We start from the raw sequence: 20752 nt of genomic DNA, 5'->3' as shown, positions 1-20752 counted from the left end.
GCTCGGGTAGGATTCGCATGAGATTTTTTGTTATCGGATTATTGGCCTTCATCGCCGGTCCGGCTTTCGCCGATCAGTCGTGCAAGGACCAAGTCGATGCAGCGTTCGCAAAGCTACGAGACGCGAAAGCATTTCGTCTTGAAACCACGATTACGAATGCTGACGGTTCGTTGAAGATGAAAGCCGACTACGTTCTTCCCGATCGGATGCACCAAATCGTCGAAGTCTCGAACCAGCCGATGCCGATGGAGATGATCGTGATCGGCAAGCGCGCCTGGTCCAATCAGCAAGGCGTCTGGGCGGAGTTGCCTCAATCGTTCGCGGATACCGTCGCCAATCAGATCAAGGAAACGGTCGCGCAACCGCCGAAAGTCGGCACCGACTATAAGTGCGCGGGCGACAAGGATTTCGAAGGCAAAACCTACGCGGTCTACCAAGGCACTCTTGCAATGCCGCTTGCAGCCGACGCCAAGGACAAGGGACCGCGCGTGTCTGCCGTGTCAGTGCCGAACCAGCAAAGCGTTTACATCGATAAGACCACAGGCTTACCAGCACGCAATATCGTAACGCCGGTGACCGATCCAACCAAGCGGCTATTCGACGGAACGTTCACAGTCATGCCCAATCTGACGATCGAGCCGCCGGCAGTAACCGCCAACTGAAGCGTGAGACACCTCGGTCACCGAGTGGCCGCCGATGCGGTCGCCAGTAATAGGTGGCCGACGGCAAGATCGCGATGCCCGACGTGGTTCGGCGCCTGTCTATGTCAGATCATAGACCGACCGTGGACGTCCCGTTCGCGCAATCGGTATGACGCTCAGCTGAAATCGGTTCTCACACAGCGACAGCCGGAGACCCGCCTACGCAAATCGGAAGCGACAGAAATGTGTTTTCCTCGTCTTCGAATTTCTGTTTTTTTCTCATGCCTGATGGCTGCAAGCTCCGCGGCGGTAGCCACTCAGCTACCCGTTCGAAAAGCGGGGCACTGGCAGCTGACGACGGTGGCGGCGACGATTGGCATGAAAACGTTTGATGCGTGTATTGCCGCGACAGATCCGATCATCACCGGAATAGGCGACAAGAATTGCACAACGTCCGACGTTAGAGTTCTTGGAGATGAGCGATACGTTGATGTCGTTTGCATGACCAGCGCGGGCAAAGAAACGACCAGCACAGTACTCACTGGCAATTTTTCGACGTGGTACCGCGCCATGTCCAAGATCACGTTCGATCCGCCGCAAGACGGCGTTGCTCACATGGGCGTGACAATCGACGGGAAATATCTCGGACCGGATTGTCCGTCGAATATGTACACTGGGAACGTGAGATAGACTCAATTATTTGGCTTGCCGCAATGTCGCCGTCTACTTCGAACAGATCTTTGCAAGAAACCTCAGCAAACAACTAACTGCCACAGACGTGGCGAATTTGTCCGCTGAGGTGTATCTCCATTTTCATTCCACGAAATTCTGCCGTCAGATCGCGCGCATAAGACCGGTCTGCGGATGGCAGTTGATATACTCGTAGTATTGGTTCGCACCATCGAATACCGACACTTCGTGATAGAGCGTCAAATTTTTGAATTTCTTCGCCAGCCGGTTGAACGTGACGAAGATCTGAAGGTGCGTTTGGTGCGTTGCGCCCCATGTTTCGAGTGCCGAAACCGATCGCCAGAGGCTGTATCCAAATCCTCTCTCGGTTTTGTTCCCATTCTCATCCATGTGATGGAGATAGCGGTTGCAATAGCAGCCGACCTCGAGTCCGTCGTCACGCAGATAGTTCATGCCTTCGTGCAGGACCGGTTCTATTTCCTCATACCATGTACGACGTTCTTCGCCCTCGGTCGTGCTCCAGTCTTCGCCGGACCGAATGAGCGTAAGATTATCATGCCCATTGATAATCACGCGTCCACCCAACGCCGGAGATCCAGAGTTAAGCGAGAGTTCGCCCTCCGGGTCCATCGTGCTGGTCTGTGACAACGGCAGCCTATCGCGCATCGAGCCCCAATAGCCGTGCTCGATGATAGGTTCGCTCATCTCGCCGAAAAGTACGCTAACGCCCTCGAACGGACCGTGCTTATGCGTGAAGATGGTTTCAAATTGCTCCATGCGTGGACGCAGGATTTCACGGAAGTAGCCAACGCCTTCAGTGAGGCGCTTATCTGACGCCCACCAATTGGCGATAGCGGGACTTTCATTCCATTTATGAAAGGTATCCGTATCGAGCCAGTAGCCGACGGCGATGGCATTGAAATACCCTTGGGCGTCGATGAATCGGACCAAGTCGTATCGTGCCGGTCCGTTCTGCTCTTTAAACGAGGCGACGATGTTCTGTAGCGCTGCGAGTGCCTGATCTTTCTTCTCCTCGCCCTCGACCTGCACGCCGAAATACGACATCACGATATTTTCTATCGACGGATCCGGGCGCGAGGAAAACGCCGGCACCGGCGGAACCCATTTATCGCTCACTTGGCGCGTGCGGGTTCGCGGACAGCGCAGATGGCTGGGTATCGACGAATCCAAAGTCATAGCAGCTTCCTCCCGACTTTCTCTTGGCTGCAGAGCAGCATCAATCGTTGCACCTCCTATGAGGACTTTTGCGATCGACGGGAAAGGAGGTAGCTCGAAGTTTTCAGGCGAACTAGAGCACGGTGCCCTCAGGCTTCCGGGCAATATACCCGCTTAGTGCGTGATCACGCTGTCTGCAGGAATAAGTCCCGCGGCGAGCGCCAGCCACACGAGATGCGCATCGTTTTCCGCGCCAATCTTGGATTTCACGGCGTAGTGAATGTTGCGCACCGTCTTCAAACTAAGATTGAGCAGCGATGAAATCGACTCACTGCTGAGGCCCGTAGCAACGAGGCGCAGCACCTCTGTTTCGCGCGGAGAAAGGGCATCGATTGCCCTGTCGCCGCTCAGGCGATCGGCTGCAATCGCGCGCGAAATGTCTTCGCTCATGGCGCGACCGCCTTCCGCAATGACTTCGACTGCTTTGATGAGTTCAGCAGGCGCGCTGCTTTTGGTGATATAGCCGCGAGCACCCGCCTCAAACGCTTTGAGCGCAAAAGCACTTCCTGCGTGCATGCTGAAAATTAGGATTTTGGCGTCCTTGTCCAGCTCTCGGATCCGGCGCAATGCCTCCACACCGCTGACCCCTACCAGCGACAGATCCATGATGACGACGGAAGGCCTATGAGCTTTGTAGGCAATATAGGCCTGGTTGGCATCTTCGGCCTCCGCACACACGATAAACCGAGGTCGCAATTCGAGAAGACGACGGTATCCTTCCCTCACGATCGGATGGTCATCGACGAGCAGTATCGAAATCGGTTTCATGTAGCCGTGCCTTCACTGTCCAATGGCACGCGCGCCGATATCAGGATGCCTTTTGGCGCATCGGCGATCTGCAGCGAACCGCCGAGCCCTGCCAATCTCTCACGAATGCCAAGAATCCCGTGACCGGCGGTCGTGGATAGATGTCGGCTGTCGCCGCCGCCGTCATCCTCGACGCTCAACGTGACATGCGGCTCGCCAAAGCCGTGATGATCGAGACGAACCCTTACTTCCGTTGGTCGGCCGTGTTTGCTGGCATTTGTCAGGCATTCCTGAACGATGCGATAGAGATCTACCGCGACACGTTTCTGAAGGCCGGCCAACCGCCCCGTCATCTGCAGGCGAAAAATCGTGCCCGTCTTCGATTGCGCGTTGAAGTCGGTGATCAGCTGGCGAAGACTTGCTTCCAACCCAAGCTCCTCGATGCTTTGCGAACGCAATCGGATGAGTGTCGTGCGAAGCGTTCCCATCAGCCGTTCTTGCGTGGCTGCAATGGCCCTTGCGTCACGTGCGATATTTGGCCGATCAGGCGCACTGGCCTCGATGACAGTTGCGAGTGCCCTCGTGGCAGCCAGCGCTTGGCCAAATTCGTCATGGAGATCGCGCGCGAGCGACCTCCGTTCCTCTTCTTGAACTTGGAACAACCGCGCTGTGAGCGCCATGCGCTCTTGGTTTGTTTGCTTCAGTGTTGCAGCAAGACGGTTGACGGCATTCGCAATATGATTGAATTCAGTGCTTTTGAATTTTCCGAGACGTTGCCCGAGATGCCCTTCTTCGATCTCTTGCAACGCACCGATGATCGACCGCGCGGGAAGCAGGGCATGACCGATCATAGCTGCTGCGAGGATTGCGATGCCGCCGGCCAGCATGATGGCGATGTCGACGACCGTTGAAATTTCTTTCCAGGCACGGCGAAGCGCAGCTTCCTGATCGGCGGCGGTCACGATAGGCCCCGCACTTTCATTGTGGATTGAAAGCGGTCGTACAACGGGCGGATACACGCCCAGGGTCGCAAGGTAGAGGCGTGCGAACCACGCTGGAGCGGGCGGCCCCAAGGCTTCAACCTGACTACATAGTTTGCGGGGGTCGCCACCGGGCAAAGCAAACGTTACGCATACGCCCGGCGAGATAATGCTCTGGGTCTCGACTGTATCCCAATCCGGAAGAGGAACGAGAGATCCTCGCGAAATGCCGTTGTGCCAGACCATATGCTGCCAATAGAGGGCCTGCAGACGCTGATTGACACGCGTTGCCGTTGCGGTCACGTCCCCTTCGATCGAACGATGCGCGTCCCACACGAGGCACGCAATCGCGACCGAAAGACAAAGCAACACAGCCGCCATGAGCCGGATGATGAGGAGCGTAAGAAGACGCATAGTCTCTTCCCGTTTTTTGGCAACGTGCACCATCTGCATGTAAAAATGAAGGGAGCAGCCGCTCGGCGGGCATATTGCCCGGTTTGACGCAAGAGAAAGCAGTAAGGACCGGAAGGCCGGCGCCCTTGGAACTTGTGGGCGAGATATAGGAAAGAGGGCGATCTTGTTTGCGGTGCTTGTCTAATGGCACACGGATAGTCCTGATGCGGCCAATTTCTTGTTAGCCATTCCAAGCGTCATTTGCCGCCTAGGTCATTATTCTGCCGAGCACATCCTCAGCTCCTCCTGTTTGGTCAAATTCCTAAGCCCCTCTTGAAGCTTAGGTTTCCGCCGGGAGGTTGCCGCGTTCGGACACCGCACCCTACGCTTGTCAACTCGTATGCAAGCGCTTTAAGTTTTAGCGATGCGGATCGGAGAAATCCGCGGGAGGAAATGCACCGAAACGCGACGGCGTCGGTAAGTTGCTGCGCCGCGTGCGCGACGCTTCCGCGTCCTCGGTGGTTCGTGACTAGCTCGCTAAGGGGCGATTGTCATGGCTTGGGAGGCGTGAGGTCATGCATCAGCGCGACATTCGCTTGGCGTGGGAAGCATTCCTGAAGAATGGGCGGACTCCGCATGCGTTTCCGCTGGCCGTGGCGACATCCTGGGAACGATCTCGAAATTTCGGCGTGGGAGCGGGTTGGAAGGAAGCACCGCTCGCGGGGGAACCTGAGATCTTTTTGCGCAGATCAAAGATTGCCGAGCTGCTGAGAGTTGCGCGCCCGGCACTGGAACGATCGTCGGAATTTCTCAGCGATGCAAGGTCGATGATGGTCCTGACGGACGCAAGCGGCTTCATCGTCGAAACAGCAGGCGATCCTCGCGTCGTTGACGAAGGCCGGCGCAATCATCTGCAAATCGGCGGGCGATGGGCCGAAGGTGTTATCGGTACCAACGCCATTGGCACAGCGCTTGCGGAACGACGTCCGATACAGATTTGCGGAGCCGAGCATTTCTGCGCGGATGTTCAACGTTGGACATGCGCCGCCAAACCAATCTGTCATCCCGTCGATGGGGAGTTGCTGGGGATCGTGGACATTTCCGGTCCCGCGGCGTCCTACAATCCGCAAAGTCTTGCGCTCGCCGTGAGTATAGGCCAGGAGATCGAGGCTTCACTTGGACGTGCCGCCAAGTTGGAACATGAAGCGTTGCTTAGACGCTTTGTCGCCAAACGATCGATTTGGCTGTCGGACGATATCCTGTTGGTCGACCGCCGCGGGGCTGTCGTGCACGCAACCGAGAAAGCCATACAAAAGCTCGACGATAAAGCCGCGGCTCAAGAGTTTGGCAAGATAATTGGCGGTGCCACTCCTGCGGCTTGGGAGGAGAATTGCCGTCGGCGTTTTCCCAATGCACGTATCGAGATCGTACATTCGGAGGGCGAAGCGATCGGTTGTCTGGTCGTCATACCCCAGCCGCGAGCGCATAAGGCGTCATCGTCTGTTCGAGCGGCCGTCGAGACTACGGTGGCCTTCGACGAGATTGTTGGCAGCAGCGAAGTCATGCGGACTGTGTGCGCGCGAGCACGAAAGCTTGCCGCGAGTCCGCTCCCTATTCTTATCGAGGGCGAGACCGGTGTCGGCAAGGAGCTCTTCGCGCGCGCAATCAAAAGCGCGAGTTTCGCCATGGATGGGCCGCTCGTACCCGTCAACTGTGGCGGGATGGCCCGCGATCTCATCGCCAGCGAACTGTTCGGCTACGCCAAAGGCGCATTCACCGGCGCGGACGATCGCGGCCGGCCGGGCAAGATCGAGATGGCAGACGGCGGCGTGCTCTGTCTCGACGAAATTGGCGAGATGCCGCTCGACCTGCAATCCTATCTTTTGCGCGTTCTCGAGGATGGCGTCGTCTATCGTGTCGGCGACCACGAAGGCCGACGAGTCAATTTCCGGCTCGTATCCATGACAAACCGCGATCTGGTCAGCGAGGTGGAAGCAGGTCGATTTCGGCGCGACCTGTACTACCGCATAGCAGCAACACGCATCCGCGTCCCACCATTGCGCGAACGCCAAGAAGATGTAGCGCAACTCGCCATGCATTTCGTTGCGGTGACGGCTAAACGCCAGAAATGCGGACCAATTTCCATCTCAAACGACGCACTTGAAATTCTGGCCAAGTACCTTTGGCCAGGAAACGTTCGCGAATTGCGCAATGTGATAGAGAGCATGGTCGCATTGAGCGATGGCGACGTTATTGACGTCGGAAATATTCCGCCGGAGCTCCTCGTGTCAACGCAGCCGCTGGGGGGTGATAGCGCCAAGATCGCTCCCGCCATCGCTCCGGTCGAACGTCACTCCGGCGATCTCAAGGCGCAGGAACGCTCCGCAATTATCGCCCAGGTGGAGGCCTGCAACGGCAATCTTACGGAAGCCGCACGCCGCCTCGGCATCGCACGTTCGACACTCTATGTCCGCCTTCAGCAATACGGCGCAAATCGTCCGTCAAAAGCGTAAGGCTGTATGCCGTTCGGACGGTCCTTGTTGATCGACTGTCCGAGTCGCAAGCGTTAGCAAACGCAAAAATCCACTGAGCAAAAGCGGTAAGCGATTGAAGCGCTTGAATGGCGCTCTCAACGGTCCATGTTGGCACATCTCCTGCGAGATCTGAAGTGTTCGGCGCGAAAGACGCTGACCGTGCAGCAGGAGGATAAACGTGGACGGCCAAGCCAGAGAAACCAGAAATGTTCAAGTGCTCGGAATCGACGCCGGCGGCACGATGACCGACACCTTCTTCGTTGATTCGGATGGCGAGTTCGTCGTCGGAAAAGCGCAGAGTACACCTCAAAATGAATCACTCGGCCTTATCGCTTCGAGCGAGGATGGATTAGGCGCGTGGGGAATGCCGCTCGATTCAGCGCTGAAGCAGCTTCAGACCGGTGTCTATTCCGGCACGGCGATGCTCAACCGCGTCGTACAGCGTAAGGGCCTAAAATGTGGGCTGATCGTTAATCGCGGCTTGGAAGACTTCCACCGTATGGGCCGAGCCATCCAGTGCTATCTCGGTTATGCTTACGAAGACCGCATCCACCTCAACACACATCGCTATGATCCACCGCTCGTGCCACGCCGTCTCACACGCGGCGTGGTCGAACGCGTCGACATGTCAGGAAATGTGGTCATTCCTCTGCGCGAGGAGACTGCACGTCATGCGGCTCGTGATTTGATTGATCTTGATGTCGAAGGCATCGTCATCAGCCTGATGCACTCCTACAAAAATTCATCGAATGAGCGACGCGTACGCGACATCGTCCTTGAGGAGATTGAGAGGAGCGGCAAGAAGATCCCGGTCTTTGCATCGGCGGATTACTATCCCGTACGCAAGGAGACACACCGAACCAACACGACGATCCTCGAAGGCTATGCGGCCGAACCCTCCCGCCAGACACTCAAGAAAATCTCAGATGCCTTTAAAGAGCGGGGCACAAAATTTGATTTCCGCGTCATGGCCACCCATGGCGGGACAATATCGTGGAAGGCCAAGGAACTCGCGCGGACAATCGTTTCGGGACCCATCGGCGGTGTCATCGGCGCCAAATACCTGGGCGAAGTTCTCGGCTATCACAACATCGCCTGTTCCGACATCGGAGGCACCTCATTCGACGTCGCGCTCATTACGCAAGGCGAATTGACGATAAAAAATGATCCGGACATGGCACGGCTCGTCCTTTCACTGCCGCTCGTTGCCATGGATTCGATCGGTGCCGGCGCAGGCTCATTCGTTCGCCTCGACCCCTACACGAAAGCGATCAAGCTCGGACCGGACTCCGCAGGTTATCGCGTTGGCGTTTGTTGGGCCGATAGCGGCATAGACACCGTCACCGTTTCTGACTGTCATATGGTGCTCGGCTATCTCAACCCAGACAACTTCCTCGGCGGCGCGATAAAACTCGACCGTCAGCGCTCGGTGGAGGCCATCAAAAAGCAGATCGCCGATCCACTTGGTCTTTCGGTGGAGGATGCCGCTGCGGGCGTGATTGAACTGTTGGATTCTGATCTGCGCGATTATCTGCGCTCAATGATCTCCGGCAAGGGTTATTCGCCAACGAGCTTCGTCTGCTTTTCCTATGGCGGTGCAGGTCCGGTCCACACTTACGGATACACGGAAGGACTGGGCTTCGAGGATGTCATCGTACCGGCTTGGGCGGCCGGATTTTCAGCCTTTGGCTGCGCCGCGGCTGACTTCGAATATCGCTACGACAAATCGCTCGACATCAACATCGCCCCGGACGCTTCCGATGAGAAAAAAGCTGCGGCTGCTAACGTTCTGCAGTCGGCTTGGGAGGAACTTACACGCAACGTCCTGGAGGAGTTCAAACTGAACGGCTACGAGGCAGATAAAGTCGTTCTCCAGCCCGGTTATCGCATGCAATATCGAGGTCAGCTCAACGACCTTGAAATCGAAAGTCCGATCAAATCGGCCGCCACGACCGATGACTGGGACAGGATGGTCGATGCCTACAACATCACCTACGGCAGAGTTTATGCCGAAAGCGCGCGCTCACCTGAACTCGGCTATTCGGTTACCGGCGCCCTAATGCGCGGCACGGTGCCGATCAAGAAGCCTAAGATCCCCAAGGAAGATCTTCAGACCGAGACGCCGCCCGAAGTAGCAAAACTCGGCACGCGAAAGTTCTATCGCAAAAAGCGTTGGGTCAATGCGCAGCTCTACAGGATGGAGGCACTTCGCCCGGGCAACCGCGTGAGAGGCCCCGCTATCATTGAATCGGACGCAACGACGTTTGTTGTCCCAGACGGTTTTGAAACATGGCTCGACGGCCATCGTCTGTTCCACCTGAAAGAAGTCTGATTGGCCGCTTGGTCTCGACGGGATCCTCCGCCCGTCGGGACTTAAATATTCAAAAATTCAAAGGAAACAGCGATGAACATCAACCTGAAAAAAACGACTCTGGAAGGAGCCGCACGGGGCATTGTTCGCGGCGGCGAGACACTGAAACAGCACCGCGACCGCATAATGTCTGCGACCCATTCAAGCAAGCATTATGCGGGTCTGAAGACGATGGAGCTACGCGATAGAGAGCCCATTCTCTACAACAAGCTTTTTTCACGCCTGCGTGCTGGTGTCGTCGATGCTCGCGAGACTGCAAAGAAAATCGCAGCGTCTCCGATCGTCGAGCAGGAAGGTGAGCTTTGCTTCACTCTCTATAATGCCGCTGGAGATTCCATTCTGACCTCCACCGGCATCATCATTCATGTCGGCACGATGGGCGCGGCGATCAAATACATGATCGAGAACGATTGGGAGAGCAATCCCGGCGTCAACGACAAGGATATCTTCTGTAACAACGACTCGCTCATCGGAAACGTGCACCCTTGCGACATCCATACCATCGTGCCGATCTTCTGGGAGCGAGAACTGATCGGTTGGGTCGGCGGTGTCACCCATGTGATCGACACTGGCGCGGTTGGACCGGGCTCAATGGCGACGGGCCAAGTACAGCGCTTCGGCGACGGCTATTCGATAACGTGCCGTAAGATCGGCGAGAACGACACGCTCTTTCGAGATTGGCTGCATGAAAGCCAGCGCATGGTGCGGACGACGCGTTACTGGATGCTTGACGAGCGTACGCGCATCGCCGGCTGCCATATGATCCGTAAGCTGGTTGAGGAGGTGATCGCAGACGAGGGCATCGAAGCATATTGGAAATTTGCCTACGAGGCAGTGGAGCACGGGCGGCTCGGTCTGCAGAATCGCATCAAGGCCATGACCATTCCCGGCAAGTACCGCCAAGTCGGTTTCGTCGACGTGCCATATAATCACGAAGACGTGCGTGTTCCTTCGGACTTCGCCAAAGTCGACACCATTATGCATGCGCCCTCCGAGATCACCATTCGCGGCGACGGCACTTGGCGTCTCGATTTCGAAGGCGCAAGTCGCTGGGGTTGGCACACATACAATGCCCATCAGGTGAGCTTCACGTCCGGCATATGGGTGATGATGACTCAGACGCTCATCCCCTCTGAGATGATTAATGATGGGGCGGCCTATGGCACCGAGTTTCGTTTGCCTAAAGGCACCTGGATGAACCCTGACGATCGCCGCGTGGCTTTCTCGTATTCGTGGCACTTCCTCGTCTCGGCCTGGACGGCGTTATGGCGGGGACTATCACGTTCCTATTTTGGCCGAGGCTACCTGGAAGAGGTGAATGCGGGAAACGCCAACACCTCGAACTGGCTGCAAGGCGGAGGTTTCAATCAATACGACGAGATCCACGCCGTAAACTCATTTGAATGCGCAGCAAACGGCACTGGGGCAACAGCTGTCGGCGACGGACTTTCACATGCAGCGGCCATTTGGAACCCGGAAGGCGACATGGGCGACATGGAAATCTGGGAACTTGCCGAGCCACTTATCTATCTCGGTCGCCAGATCAAGGCTTCCTCGGGTGGATCTGGCAAGTATCGCGGCGGCTGCGGTTTCGAGAGCCTCCGCATGGTCTGGAATGCCAAGGATTGGACCATGTTCTTCATGGGCAATGGCCATGTCTCTTCGGACTGGGGACTGATGGGCGGCTATCCCGCGGCGTCGGGTTACAGGTTCGCCGCGCACCAGACAGGTCTCAAATCCCTCATAGAAAACGGACAGGATATCCCGCTGGGCGGCGATACCGATCCGCAAAATCCAACATGGGATGATCTTTTGCATGGCGCTGTGATCAAGCGCGACAAGCAAGCCATCACCACGGAGGAGATGTTCTCCGACTATGACCTCTATCTCAATTACATGCGGGGTGGGCCCGGTTTTGGTGACCCGCTAGATCGCGATCCCCAGTCCGTGGCCGACGACGTGAACGGCGGCTACGTTCTCGAGCGCTTTGCCAAGCAAGTTTATGGCGTCGTGTTGAAACAGGGCGGAGATGGCCTCACTGTCGACAGAGAAGCCACAGAGGCGGAACGCAAAACCATCCTCAAATCGCGTATCGCTACAGCTATTCCCGCCCAGGAATGGAGGATGAAGGAACGAGAAAACATCCTAGCCAAGACCGCGGCCACCCAGGTGCAGCAGATGTTCGCTGCATCGTTCAAGCTCGGACCGCGCTTCGAAAAGGAATTTCGCGCGTTCTGGGATCTGCCCGAGAGTTGGACGATTAGCGAGGAAGAACTCGGAATTCCTTCCTATGGCTCGCGCTACTCGATGGATCTTTCCGAGCTGCCCGACGTCAAGACCGTCCAGTTTGTCGAGGAATGATCGCCACGTGAGCAGCTTCGGATGCAATCGTCCGCAGTCGCGCCATTCGTAGAAAATTCGTTTGGGAAGAAACAACATGAAATATACACGCAGTAAGATCGCCGATCTCATCGATGGAAAGATTGATCACGACACCCTCCACCAGATGCTCTCGACCCCGAAGGATCCTGAGCGCTTCCAAACCTACATCGAAATCCTGCAAGAGAGAGTACCCTGGTCGGAAAAGATCGTCCTCCCGCTCGGCCCAAAGCTCCATATCGTCCAGCAGAAGCGGACCAAGCAATGGACGGTGCGCTGTGAGTGCGGTCACGACTTCTGCGATTGGCGAGAAAACTGGAAGCTCAACGCTCTCATTAACGTGCGCGACACACCCGAAAAGATGGAGGAGATCTATCCTCGCTTGATGGCTCCGACACCTACTTGGCAAGTCATCCGCGAGTATTTCTGCCCTCAATGCGGCTCGCTCCATGACGTCGAGGCACCTACGCCCTGGTATCCGATCATCCGCGACTTCGAACCCGATATCGATACGTTCTACCGCGACTGGCTTGGCCTTCCCATCCCAGAACGCGCCGATGCCGCTTGATTCTGCACCGAGCCTCAAAAAACGTCCCTCCACGCAAAACCAATAAAACAATAAGGGGAAATCAATAATGGCAGCAAAAATGAAGGCAGCGATCTTCGCAGAGAAAGGCCGCATCGTACTTGAGGACAAACCGATCCCGGACATCGGTCCACAAGACGCTTTGGTGCGCGTAACGACGACAACCATCTGCGGTACAGACGTCCACATCCTTAAGGGCGAGTACCCGGTGGCAAAAGGATTGACCATCGGTCATGAGCCGGTCGGGATCATCGAAAAGCTGGGATCCGGCGTGACCGGCTTTAAAGAAGGTCAACGGGTCATCGCCGGCGCGATCACACCGTCGGGCTGGAGTAACGCCTGCCTATGTGGCTGCGGAGCTCAAGACGGCGCGGGCACCAAGCATGGATGGAAAGCGATCGGCGGTTGGAAGTTCGGAAATACGATCGACGGCTGTCAGGCCGAGTTTGTCCGCGTCCCAGATGCTATGGCGAACCTCGCGCCCATAGATGACGGAGTGACAGATGTGCAAGTGTTGATGTGCCCTGACATCATGTCGACAGGTTTCGCTGGAGCAGAGACGGGAGAAATCAAGATCGGCGATACGGTCGCCGTCTTTGCTCAGGGACCGATCGGGCTTTGCGCGACGGCAGGGGCCAAGCTGATGGGCGCAACACGCATCATTGCCGTCGATACCGTCCCCGCACGCATGGAGATGGCGAAGCGAATGGGCGCAGACGTTGTGGTCGATTTCAAGAAGGAAAACCCAGTCGACGCAATCATGAGGTTGACCGATGGGCGTGGCGTCGACGTTGCGATAGAGGCGCTTGGAACGCAGCCAACCTTTGAAGCGGCTTTACGGGTGTTGCGTCCGGGCGGCATTCTCTCAAGCCTCGGTGTCTATTCATCGGACCTCAAAATTCCTCTTGTCGCCTTCGATGCCGGACTCGGTAACAAATCTATCCGCACATCGCTCTGTCCTGGTGGCAAAGAACGAATGCGCCGCATGCTGGAAGTGGTGGCTTCAGGACGTGCGGATCTCTCCGGCCTCGTCACGCATCACTTTAAGCTGGATCAAATCGAAGAAGCTTACGACCTCTTTGCTAACCAGCGCGATGGGGTCCTGAAAGTTGCAATTACTCCCTGATCAACTCATATGACCAACGCAGCTTCGCGGCGTTGGTCTTGATCCGATGGGAAATCATCGATGAGAAAGACATATTCAGGCGCCGCCAGCGCGCTCGCCGGTTTACTTAGAAATGGTATGACCATCATGTCCGGCGGATTCGGGCTTTGCGGCATTCCGGCAAATTTGATCGAGGCAATCCGTAGTTCGGGAGTTTCCGGCATCACTGTCATCTCCAACAATGCTGGCGTTGACGGCTGCGGGTTGGGCATACTTCTGGAGACGCGACAGATCAAAAAGATGATTTCATCCTATGTAGGGGAGAACCGTCTCTTTGCTCAGCAATATCTTGCTGGAGAACTCGAACTTGAATTCAATCCTCAGGGCACATTGGCCGAGAGAATCCGAGCCGGCGGCGCAGGAATCCCCGCATTCTATACGAAAACGGGAGTCGGAACATTGGTGGCCGATGGCAAGGAAGTGCGCAGTTTCAATGACGAAGACTACGTCATGGAGACCAGCCTCTTCGCCGATCTCGCACTTGTTCATGCATTCGCCGGTGATGCTGAAGGAAACCTCATCTATCGGAAGACAGCACGTAACTTCAATCCCATGATGGCGACCGCTGCCCGAGTAACGGTCGCGGAGGTGGAACACCTCCTGCCATCTGGCGCAATCGATCCCGATCACGTTCACACGCCCGGCATTTACGTGCAGCGCATTGTTCACGTCCCCAATCCGGAAAAACGGATTGAGCAACGCACGACACGGATCAAATCCGAGAAGGAGACCGCCTGATATGGCCTGGACACGCGAAGAGATGGCAGCGCGTGCCGCCCGAGAAATCGAAGACGGCTTTTATGTGAATCTCGGCATCGGAATTCCGACCCTGGTTGCCAACTATATTCCTCCCGGAATGACCGTGACGCTTCAGAGCGAGAACGGCATGCTTGGTATGGGGCCGTTTCCCTACGAGGGCGAGGAGGATGCTGATCTTATCAACGCAGGAAAGCAGACGATTACAGAACTGCCTTCGACCAGCTATTTCTCGTCGGCCGATAGCTTTGCGATGATCCGCGGCGGTCACATCGATCTCTCGATTCTTGGCGCCTTCCAGGTGTCGGAAGGCGGCGATCTCGCGAACTGGTTGGTCCCAGGAAAAATGGTGAAAGGCATGGGAGGCGCCATGGATCTCGTCGCGGGCGTGAAGAGGGTTGTTGTGCTGATGGAGCACACCGCTCGCGACGAGCCCAAAATTGTTCAACGCTGCACGCTGCCTTTGACGGGAGCACAGGTTGTCAATCGGGTAATAACAGACTTGTGCGTGCTCGACGTCGACCAGGCTACTCGGGCGCTCAGGCTGGTTGAATTGGCTTCTGGTGTGACTATTGACGACGTGCTCAATAAAACCGACGGTCGGATACTTCTATAAGTCGCGATTTTTGTAATGCCGGTCCTGCTGCCTTGGAGTTTGACATCTAGCTACAGCAGGACTTCTTTCTCCTTCTTACCAGGCGACGACATTGCGGATGCGGACAGCGCTGCCCGCACACGCAGCGCCCGCCGGATGAAACTATCGTGACGACCTTGCCGCCCTCACGATAGTTTTTCGCCCATCGGCAATTTTCTGAGCCGTTTGCCGGTTGCGGCAAAGATGGCATTGGCGAGCGCCGGGGCCAATGGCGGCACGCCCGGTTCCCCGACGCCGCCCGCATGCGTGCTCTCTGGCGTTTCGATAATATGGACGGAGACTTTCTCCGGATAATTACTCATCCTGGTCACGTTATAATCGAAATAGTTCGACTGCTCGACAGCGCCCTCTTTGAACGTAATGCCGCTGTAGAGCGCATTCGACATGCCCATGACGGCCGCCCCCTCCATTTGAGAGCGAATGCGCTCGGGATTGACATGGAAGCCGCAATCGATGGCCGAGGTAACATGCGGAACGCGTATGGTACCATCGTCGTCGATCTTCACGTGCACGACACTTGCAACGTAGCTTGCAAAGGCGCGATGCGCAGCAATCCCGAACCCTTCCCGTGAGGGCAGTGATTTTCCCCAGCCGGCATTTTCGGCAGCGACACGAATGACGTTCTTCAAGCGCGCGGTATTGATCGGAAATTCCTCGTACGGTTCGCCATAGTTCCAGAAGTCAGCCGGAAAACCGGAGGTCTTCGGATCTATAATCCTGTCGGGGCCAATCAGCTCGAGTAGGAAATCCTTCGGGTCGCGGCCAAGCTTGTGTGCAATCTCACATGCGGCCGACTGCACCGCAAACGCACGCTGGATATTGGAAACCGAGCGAAACCAGCCGATACGCGCATGTGCCATCGCCTGACCGTTCTCGCAGCGGACGTTCGGGATGTCGAACGGCACGTCGACAAAGCCCATGCCGTATTCGATGGGAAACTGGTACCCATCGTCCGCCTTGAATGTCGAAACGATCGAGGGCGCGACGGTGCGGTGACGCCAACCCGTGACTTTGCCCTTCTCATCGACCGCAGCCTCAATGCGCTCAACAGACGTCGTATGATAAAATGAGTGTTGGATGTCGTCCTCGCGCGTCCACTGCAGCAGCACCGGTGTTCCGCCGAGCTTCTGCGAGACGAGAGCGGCTTCCAGCATGAAGTCCCACTTCGACTTGCGGCCAAAGCCTCCGCCAAGCAACGAGACATGGACGGTCACATTCTCGACCGGCATTTTCAGTGCAGCGGCGATATCCTTGCGTGCACCGTAAGGGCTCTGAACCGATGCCCAGATCTCGGCTTTGCCATCGACGATGCGCGCAATCGCGACTAGCGGTTCCATCGGCGCCTGCACCATGTGCTGGCCATGGTATTCCGCGGTTATGACATCCTTGGCGTTTGCGAAGGCGGCATCGGGATCGCCCTGATTGCGCAGAACTTTGCCCGGCTTTGCAGCCGTTGCCGACATCTCGGCGGTAAACGTGTCCGTATTGTATGTGGTGTTCGGGCCGTCCTCCCATTCGATCGTCAACGCATCACGACCTTGGATCGCTGCGTAGGTCGTGTCCGCAACGACGGCGATGCCGCCGAGCTGACCAAACTTTCTTGGAACGGTGAAGACGCCGTCAATCTCTTGCACGGAATGGACGCCCGGGATCTTCAGCGCTGCGGACGCGTCATAGGATTTCACCTTGCCGCCGACGACAGCTGGCCTTGCGACGACCGCGAACTTCATGCCGGGCAGACGCGTATCGGCGCCGTAACCGGCTTTGCCCGTCGTGATATCGTGAAGATCAACGATTTGGACTTCGCCCTTACCCATCAGAGTGAATTCGTTGGGCGACTTGTAGAGGATCGTCTCCGGCGCGGGCACCGAGAGCGCCAGAGCTGCTTCAGCGAGTTCGCCGAACCCCAGGACCTTGCCTGTCTCCTTGCCTTCCTTGTCGAGCAGAGCGACTTCATGATTGCGCGCCCGACAAAGAGAGGCGTCAGAACCCCATTTTGCAGCTGCTGCGGCTTCCAGCATCTGACGCATTGCGGCACCGCATTGGCGCATCGGCTGGATGAAGTGGCGCATGCTGCGCGATCCATCCGTATCCTGGTTGCCGTATCTCGGCTCGTCGCCGGGTGCCTGCACGAGATGCACGAGAGACCAGTCTGCGCACATTTCATCGGCGACAACCATCGGCAAGCTCGTCCGGATGCCGGTTCCCATCTCGCTTCTGTGTGTGACGATCGTCACGTCGCCGGTCGCGGCGATGGCGATGAAGACATGCGGATCCGAAACGACGCCGCTCGGCATGTTGAGCCCGCCAGTCGGATAGGGCTTCAAGGCCTCGCGCGCCTCTGCCGGGGCAAAGCGCACGGCCATGACGAAAGTCGAAGCGCCAAGAATTCCGCCGAGCACTCCGCGGCGACTGACGTTTGAAATCTCGGCATCAGATTTCTTCTCGGTAGCAGTATCCGCCTCGGTTTTGAGATAATGCAGCATGATCAAACGCCTCCCGCGGCGAGACGAACGGCTTCATGAATACGCTGATAGCAGCCGCACCGGCAGATGTTTCCCGACATCGCTTCGACGATTTCGGCGTCGGATGGCGCGCGATTCTTGGCGAGCAGCGAAACTGCCTGCATGATCTGGCCCGCTTGGCAGAAACCGCATTGCGGAACGTTGACCTTCCTCCAAGCCTTTTGCACTTCGTGATTGCCGTCGGGGCTCAGCCCCTCAATCGTCGTGATCGACTTGCCCGCGGCGTCGCCAAGGGTTGTCTGGCACGAACGGGCAGCAACACCATCGATGTGAACCGTACACGCACCGCAGACACCCGCGCCGCACCCGAATTTCGTTCCGGTGAGATTCAGGATATCGCGCACGTACCAGAGCAACGGCATGTTGGGATCGCCGCTGAATTCATGGAGCTCGCCATTTACTGTAACGGATGACATATCAAGCTCTCCTTTATGTCGTCGGTTCGAAATTCATGACGCGAACTTTGCTCTGTGGCGCCGGCTGGCATTCCTACGGCGCAAGAAGCTTGAAAGGCCAAAGATAAGTCTCGGCCATAACAAGCAGGCCGACGAGCATCGCCAGCGCAAGCGAATGGAAAAACACAAAGCGCAGGATCGACCCTTCATGGCCGTACCATTTGGTTGCGGTCGAAGCGACGACGATCGACTGCGCATCGATCATCTTGCCCATGACGCCGCCAGCGCTATTGGCGGACGCCATCAGGATTGGATTGATGCCCAGCTGCTGGGCCGTAATTTTCTGCAGGCCACCGAACAGCACATTCGATGACGTGTCCGATCCCGTGAGCGCGACGCCAAGCCAACCGATCAGCGTGCCAAAGAACGGATACGCCCATCCTGTTTGCGCGAGTGCCAGACCGAGAGTGGCGTCGCTGCCGGAATACCGCGTGACAAATCCGATGGCCATCATGCACGAGATCGTCATCAGCGAATAGCGAACCACGTAAATGGTCTTCGCGTACATTCGCATGAGATCAAGAACGCCGTAGCCCAAAAAAAGGCCGGAAACGATTGCGGACAGCAGGATACCCGTCCCGGTCGCCGACAGAAGATTGACGTTGAAAACAGCGGCTTCGACCTTCGGCGCGGGAACAACGGGCGGCATCTTCTGCACGAGATCGTGCAGCCCCGCGACCGGAATTTTCTCGATCCAAATCCCATCAAGACCGGCCCGGACCTGCGGCGTTCCCCAGAGGAACACGAAGACCGCGAGGATGATCCAAGGCGTCCAAGCCCGCCATAATGCGTCTGAGGAATGCCGCGTCGAGTGTGCCGCCAGCGACGGTTCCGAAGGGCCAGAGTCCGACACCTCGGTCATGACCACCTTGGGGCGCCAAACTTTCAGAAACAAGGTCAGACCCGCCATGGATGCGAGCGAGGCAACAATGTTGACTAGCCAAGGTCCGTGAAAATTCGAGACAAGATACTGCGGAACTGCGAAGCAAACACCCGCCACTAGTATAGGCGGCCAAACTTCGATCATTTTGCGGAAGCCGACGAAAGCCCAGACCACCCAGAACGGCACAATGATCGCGAATGGCGCGAGCAGCCTCCCGACTGTGGCACTTAAACTATAAAGGTCGAGGCCGGTGACGGCGGACAACGCCACGAGAGGCGTTCCGAGCGCACCGAATGCAACCGGTGCCGTGTTGGCGATCAGCGACAGCCCGGAAGCGGGCAGCGGCGGAAAGCCTAGACCGATCAGCATCGCAGACGTCACGGCGACCGGTGTTCCGAAGCCCGCCGCGCCTTCAAAAAAGGCGCCGAATGAAAAGGCAACGAAGAGAAGCTGCAATCGCTTGTCGCTGCTGATGGCGCCGATGGATTTCTGCAGGACATCGAACTCGCCTTTCTCGCTCGCAAGCCGGTAGAGAAAGATTACATTGAGAATGATCCAGCCGATCGGCAGAAAACCGAACGCAGCGCCATAAAGTGCTGCCGTTCCGGCCATCTGCGTCGGCATGCCGTAAGCAAATATCGCGACGAGCAGGGCAGCCGTCAGGCCGAGGATCGCCGCGATATGTGCTCGAACCTCGAAAATCCCGATGCTGGCAAGGAGCACAAGCACCGGGATTACAGCTACGGCCGCCGAAACCAGCAGACTGCCAAACGGGTCATAAACTTGTGACCACATGCGACCCGTTCCCCCTGTAACGGCTGCTTTGACATCGCCGCCTTTTTGGTAAAATTTTTATACCACAACTTGGGAGCGGTCAAATCTGATTGCCATATAGCTGGACGGAAACGACCTATGGCATTGCTCATTGCGCAGTCTTAAAAGAGTGACACAATAATTCTCCGGGGCGGCCATTTCATGCTTACTGTGCGCACACCGAAAATTGCCGACGCCATTGCGTCCCAGATCGAGAAGCTCATTCTCGAGGGGGCATTGCGTCCAGGCGAGAAGCTCATCGCCGAGCGAGAACTCGCACAGAAACTCGACGTATCGCGGCCTTCGCTGAGAGAGGGCATCGACAAGCTCGTACACCGTGGACTGCTGAAATCTTCCAAGAATGGAACTTACGTGGCGCAATTTCTGTCGCCCATCATGGCGCCACTGGCGAACCTATACCGCGACAACGCGCACGCCTTTGCCGATTATTTCGAATTTCGTCAGTGCGTCGAGGCCCGGGCTGCGCGCGACGCAGCGCTTAGAGCAACCGACGTGGAGCGAGTGGCAATCCGTTCGTGTCTCAGCAATATGCGAAAAGCGCACAAGCTCCAGGATCCTGAGCAAGAGGCAGAGGCCGACGTCACATTGCACATGCTCGTCTATGAAGCCGGGCATAACTTCGTCATGCTCCACGTGATGCGTGCGTTGAGCGAGCTTCTTCGCAACAACATCTTTTTCAACCGCAAGAACCTCTATCTGAAGGCTGGCGTGCGAGAAAAATTGCTCGCACAGCACATCGAAATCGGCAAAGCCGTGGTCTCAGGCGATCCGGAACGGGCTGAAACCGCCGCGACCGATCACATTCGCTTCGTATTTGATACCGTCGCTGAGATTCAGCGCGCCAATGCCCGGCTTAATACCTCGCTGCTGCGGGCCAAACGCAGTGACCTTCTCGCAAGCTGACGTGCGCGTGCGGTATCGC

At 56.8% G+C, this 20752-nt stretch carries 16 protein-coding genes; 10 read left to right on the top strand and 6 right to left on the bottom strand.

Features of this window, described 5'->3' with window-relative positions; genetic code table 11:
* Window positions 1-17 precede the first annotated feature (17 nt).
* Together HYP802_RS0105535 and HYP802_RS0105530 are read left to right on the top strand one after the other, a co-directional pair.
* Window positions 18-662 carry a hypothetical protein gene (locus HYP802_RS0105535; RefSeq protein ID WP_024275305.1) on the top strand — a complete coding sequence of 215 codons (645 nt, stop codon included), beginning with the start codon at window positions 18-20 and terminating at the stop codon, window positions 660-662.
* Between the two features lie 222 nt (window positions 663-884).
* Window positions 885-1331 carry a DUF3617 family protein gene (locus HYP802_RS0105530; protein WP_024275304.1) on the top strand — a complete coding sequence of 149 codons (447 nt, stop codon included), beginning with the start codon at window positions 885-887 and terminating at the stop codon, window positions 1329-1331.
* A gap of 144 nt (window positions 1332-1475) precedes the next feature.
* Here HYP802_RS0105530 and HYP802_RS0105525 read toward each other — a convergent pair whose 3' ends face one another.
* The 3 genes from HYP802_RS0105525 to HYP802_RS0105515 form a co-directional block, all read right to left on the bottom strand.
* Entirely contained in the window at window positions 1476-2528 is a 1053-nt protein-coding gene (locus HYP802_RS0105525; protein WP_081740951.1) for a phenylacetaldoxime dehydratase family protein, read from the bottom strand.
* Between the two features lie 153 nt (window positions 2529-2681).
* Window positions 2682-3335 (bottom strand): response regulator transcription factor, encoded by a 654-nt coding sequence (locus tag HYP802_RS0105520; RefSeq protein WP_013946122.1) that lies wholly within the window; start codon window positions 3333-3335, stop codon window positions 2682-2684.
* On the bottom strand, window positions 3332-4708 hold the full coding sequence (locus HYP802_RS0105515; RefSeq protein WP_024275303.1) for a histidine kinase: 1377 nt from the start codon (window positions 4706-4708) through the stop codon (window positions 3332-3334). The genes HYP802_RS0105520 and HYP802_RS0105515 overlap by 4 nt, the downstream gene beginning before the upstream one ends.
* 554 nt (window positions 4709-5262) lie before the next feature.
* Between HYP802_RS0105515 and HYP802_RS0105510 the strand changes: the two genes are divergently transcribed.
* The 7 genes from HYP802_RS0105510 to HYP802_RS0105480 all read left to right on the top strand — a co-directional run bounded on the left by HYP802_RS0105510 (window position 5263) and on the right by HYP802_RS0105480 (window position 15094).
* On the top strand, window positions 5263-7200 hold the full coding sequence (locus tag HYP802_RS0105510; protein WP_013946120.1) for a sigma-54-dependent Fis family transcriptional regulator: 1938 nt from the start codon (window positions 5263-5265) through the stop codon (window positions 7198-7200).
* A gap of 199 nt (window positions 7201-7399) precedes the next feature.
* Window positions 7400-9553 carry a hydantoinase/oxoprolinase family protein gene (locus HYP802_RS0105505; protein ID WP_013946119.1) on the top strand — a complete coding sequence of 718 codons (2154 nt, stop codon included), beginning with the start codon at window positions 7400-7402 and terminating at the stop codon, window positions 9551-9553.
* Window positions 9554-9625: 72 nt separating this feature from the next.
* Window positions 9626-11953 (top strand): hydantoinase B/oxoprolinase family protein, encoded by a 2328-nt coding sequence (locus HYP802_RS0105500; protein ID WP_013946118.1) that lies wholly within the window; start codon window positions 9626-9628, stop codon window positions 11951-11953.
* 76 nt (window positions 11954-12029) lie between these two features.
* On the top strand, window positions 12030-12539 hold the full coding sequence (locus HYP802_RS0105495; protein ID WP_013946117.1) for an acetone carboxylase subunit gamma: 510 nt from the start codon (window positions 12030-12032) through the stop codon (window positions 12537-12539).
* Between the two features lie 67 nt (window positions 12540-12606).
* Entirely contained in the window at window positions 12607-13683 is a 1077-nt protein-coding gene (locus HYP802_RS0105490) for an NAD(P)-dependent alcohol dehydrogenase (protein WP_013946116.1), read from the top strand.
* Window positions 13684-13743: 60 nt separating this feature from the next.
* Window positions 13744-14460, top strand: coding sequence for a CoA transferase subunit A (locus tag HYP802_RS0105485; protein WP_013946114.1), 717 nt, complete (start codon window positions 13744-13746; stop codon window positions 14458-14460).
* Between the two features lies 1 nt (window position 14461).
* Entirely contained in the window at window positions 14462-15094 is a 633-nt protein-coding gene (locus HYP802_RS0105480; RefSeq protein WP_024275302.1) for a CoA transferase subunit B, read from the top strand.
* 164 nt (window positions 15095-15258) lie between these two features.
* On the opposite strand, the gene HYP802_RS0105475 is transcribed toward HYP802_RS0105480, so the two are convergent.
* The 3 genes from HYP802_RS0105475 to HYP802_RS0105465 all read right to left on the bottom strand — a co-directional run bounded on the left by HYP802_RS0105475 (window position 15259) and on the right by HYP802_RS0105465 (window position 19791).
* Window positions 15259-17619 carry a molybdopterin cofactor-binding domain-containing protein gene (locus HYP802_RS0105475; RefSeq protein ID WP_013946112.1) on the bottom strand — a complete coding sequence of 787 codons (2361 nt, stop codon included), beginning with the start codon at window positions 17617-17619 and terminating at the stop codon, window positions 15259-15261.
* Between the two features lie 2 nt (window positions 17620-17621).
* Window positions 17622-18074 (bottom strand): (2Fe-2S)-binding protein, encoded by a 453-nt coding sequence (locus HYP802_RS0105470; protein ID WP_013946111.1) that lies wholly within the window; start codon window positions 18072-18074, stop codon window positions 17622-17624.
* Between the two features lie 73 nt (window positions 18075-18147).
* On the bottom strand, window positions 18148-19791 hold the full coding sequence (locus HYP802_RS0105465) for an L-lactate permease (RefSeq protein WP_013946110.1): 1644 nt from the start codon (window positions 19789-19791) through the stop codon (window positions 18148-18150).
* A gap of 180 nt (window positions 19792-19971) precedes the next feature.
* On the opposite strand from HYP802_RS0105465, the gene HYP802_RS0105460 reads away from it, so the two are divergent.
* Window positions 19972-20733, top strand: coding sequence for an FCD domain-containing protein (locus HYP802_RS0105460; RefSeq protein WP_013946109.1), 762 nt, complete (start codon window positions 19972-19974; stop codon window positions 20731-20733).
* The last annotated feature ends 19 nt before the right edge of the window (window positions 20734-20752 follow it).

Source organism: Hyphomicrobium sp. 802, from assembly GCF_000526135.1.
Taxonomy (GTDB): domain Bacteria; phylum Pseudomonadota; class Alphaproteobacteria; order Rhizobiales; family Hyphomicrobiaceae; genus Hyphomicrobium_B.
Note: the sequence above shows the minus strand (reverse complement) of the source record. Positions and strands in the feature narration are given on the sequence as shown.

Coding starts and splice junctions, on each gene's coding strand:
- HYP802_RS0105495 (WP_013946117.1), top strand. CDS start 12,030: ATGAAATATACACGCAGTAAGATCGCCGATCTCATCGATGGAAAGATT.
- HYP802_RS0105460 (WP_013946109.1), top strand. CDS start 19,972: ATGCTTACTGTGCGCACACCGAAAATTGCCGACGCCATTGCGTCCCAG.
- HYP802_RS0105470 (WP_013946111.1), bottom strand. CDS start 18,074: ATGTCATCCGTTACAGTAAATGGCGAGCTCCATGAATTCAGCGGCGAT.
- HYP802_RS0105510 (WP_013946120.1), top strand. CDS start 5,263: ATGCATCAGCGCGACATTCGCTTGGCGTGGGAAGCATTCCTGAAGAAT.
- HYP802_RS0105530 (WP_024275304.1), top strand. CDS start 885: ATGTGTTTTCCTCGTCTTCGAATTTCTGTTTTTTTCTCATGCCTGATG.
- HYP802_RS0105475 (WP_013946112.1), bottom strand. CDS start 17,619: ATGCTGCATTATCTCAAAACCGAGGCGGATACTGCTACCGAGAAGAAA.
- HYP802_RS0105480 (WP_024275302.1), top strand. CDS start 14,462: ATGGCCTGGACACGCGAAGAGATGGCAGCGCGTGCCGCCCGAGAAATC.
- HYP802_RS0105515 (WP_024275303.1), bottom strand. CDS start 4,708: ATGCGTCTTCTTACGCTCCTCATCATCCGGCTCATGGCGGCTGTGTTG.
- HYP802_RS0105485 (WP_013946114.1), top strand. CDS start 13,744: ATGAGAAAGACATATTCAGGCGCCGCCAGCGCGCTCGCCGGTTTACTT.
- HYP802_RS0105500 (WP_013946118.1), top strand. CDS start 9,626: ATGAACATCAACCTGAAAAAAACGACTCTGGAAGGAGCCGCACGGGGC.
- HYP802_RS0105535 (WP_024275305.1), top strand. CDS start 18: ATGAGATTTTTTGTTATCGGATTATTGGCCTTCATCGCCGGTCCGGCT.
- HYP802_RS0105465 (WP_013946110.1), bottom strand. CDS start 19,791: ATGTGGTCACAAGTTTATGACCCGTTTGGCAGTCTGCTGGTTTCGGCG.
- HYP802_RS0105525 (WP_081740951.1), bottom strand. CDS start 2,528: ATGACTTTGGATTCGTCGATACCCAGCCATCTGCGCTGTCCGCGAACC.
- HYP802_RS0105490 (WP_013946116.1), top strand. CDS start 12,607: ATGGCAGCAAAAATGAAGGCAGCGATCTTCGCAGAGAAAGGCCGCATC.
- HYP802_RS0105520 (WP_013946122.1), bottom strand. CDS start 3,335: ATGAAACCGATTTCGATACTGCTCGTCGATGACCATCCGATCGTGAGG.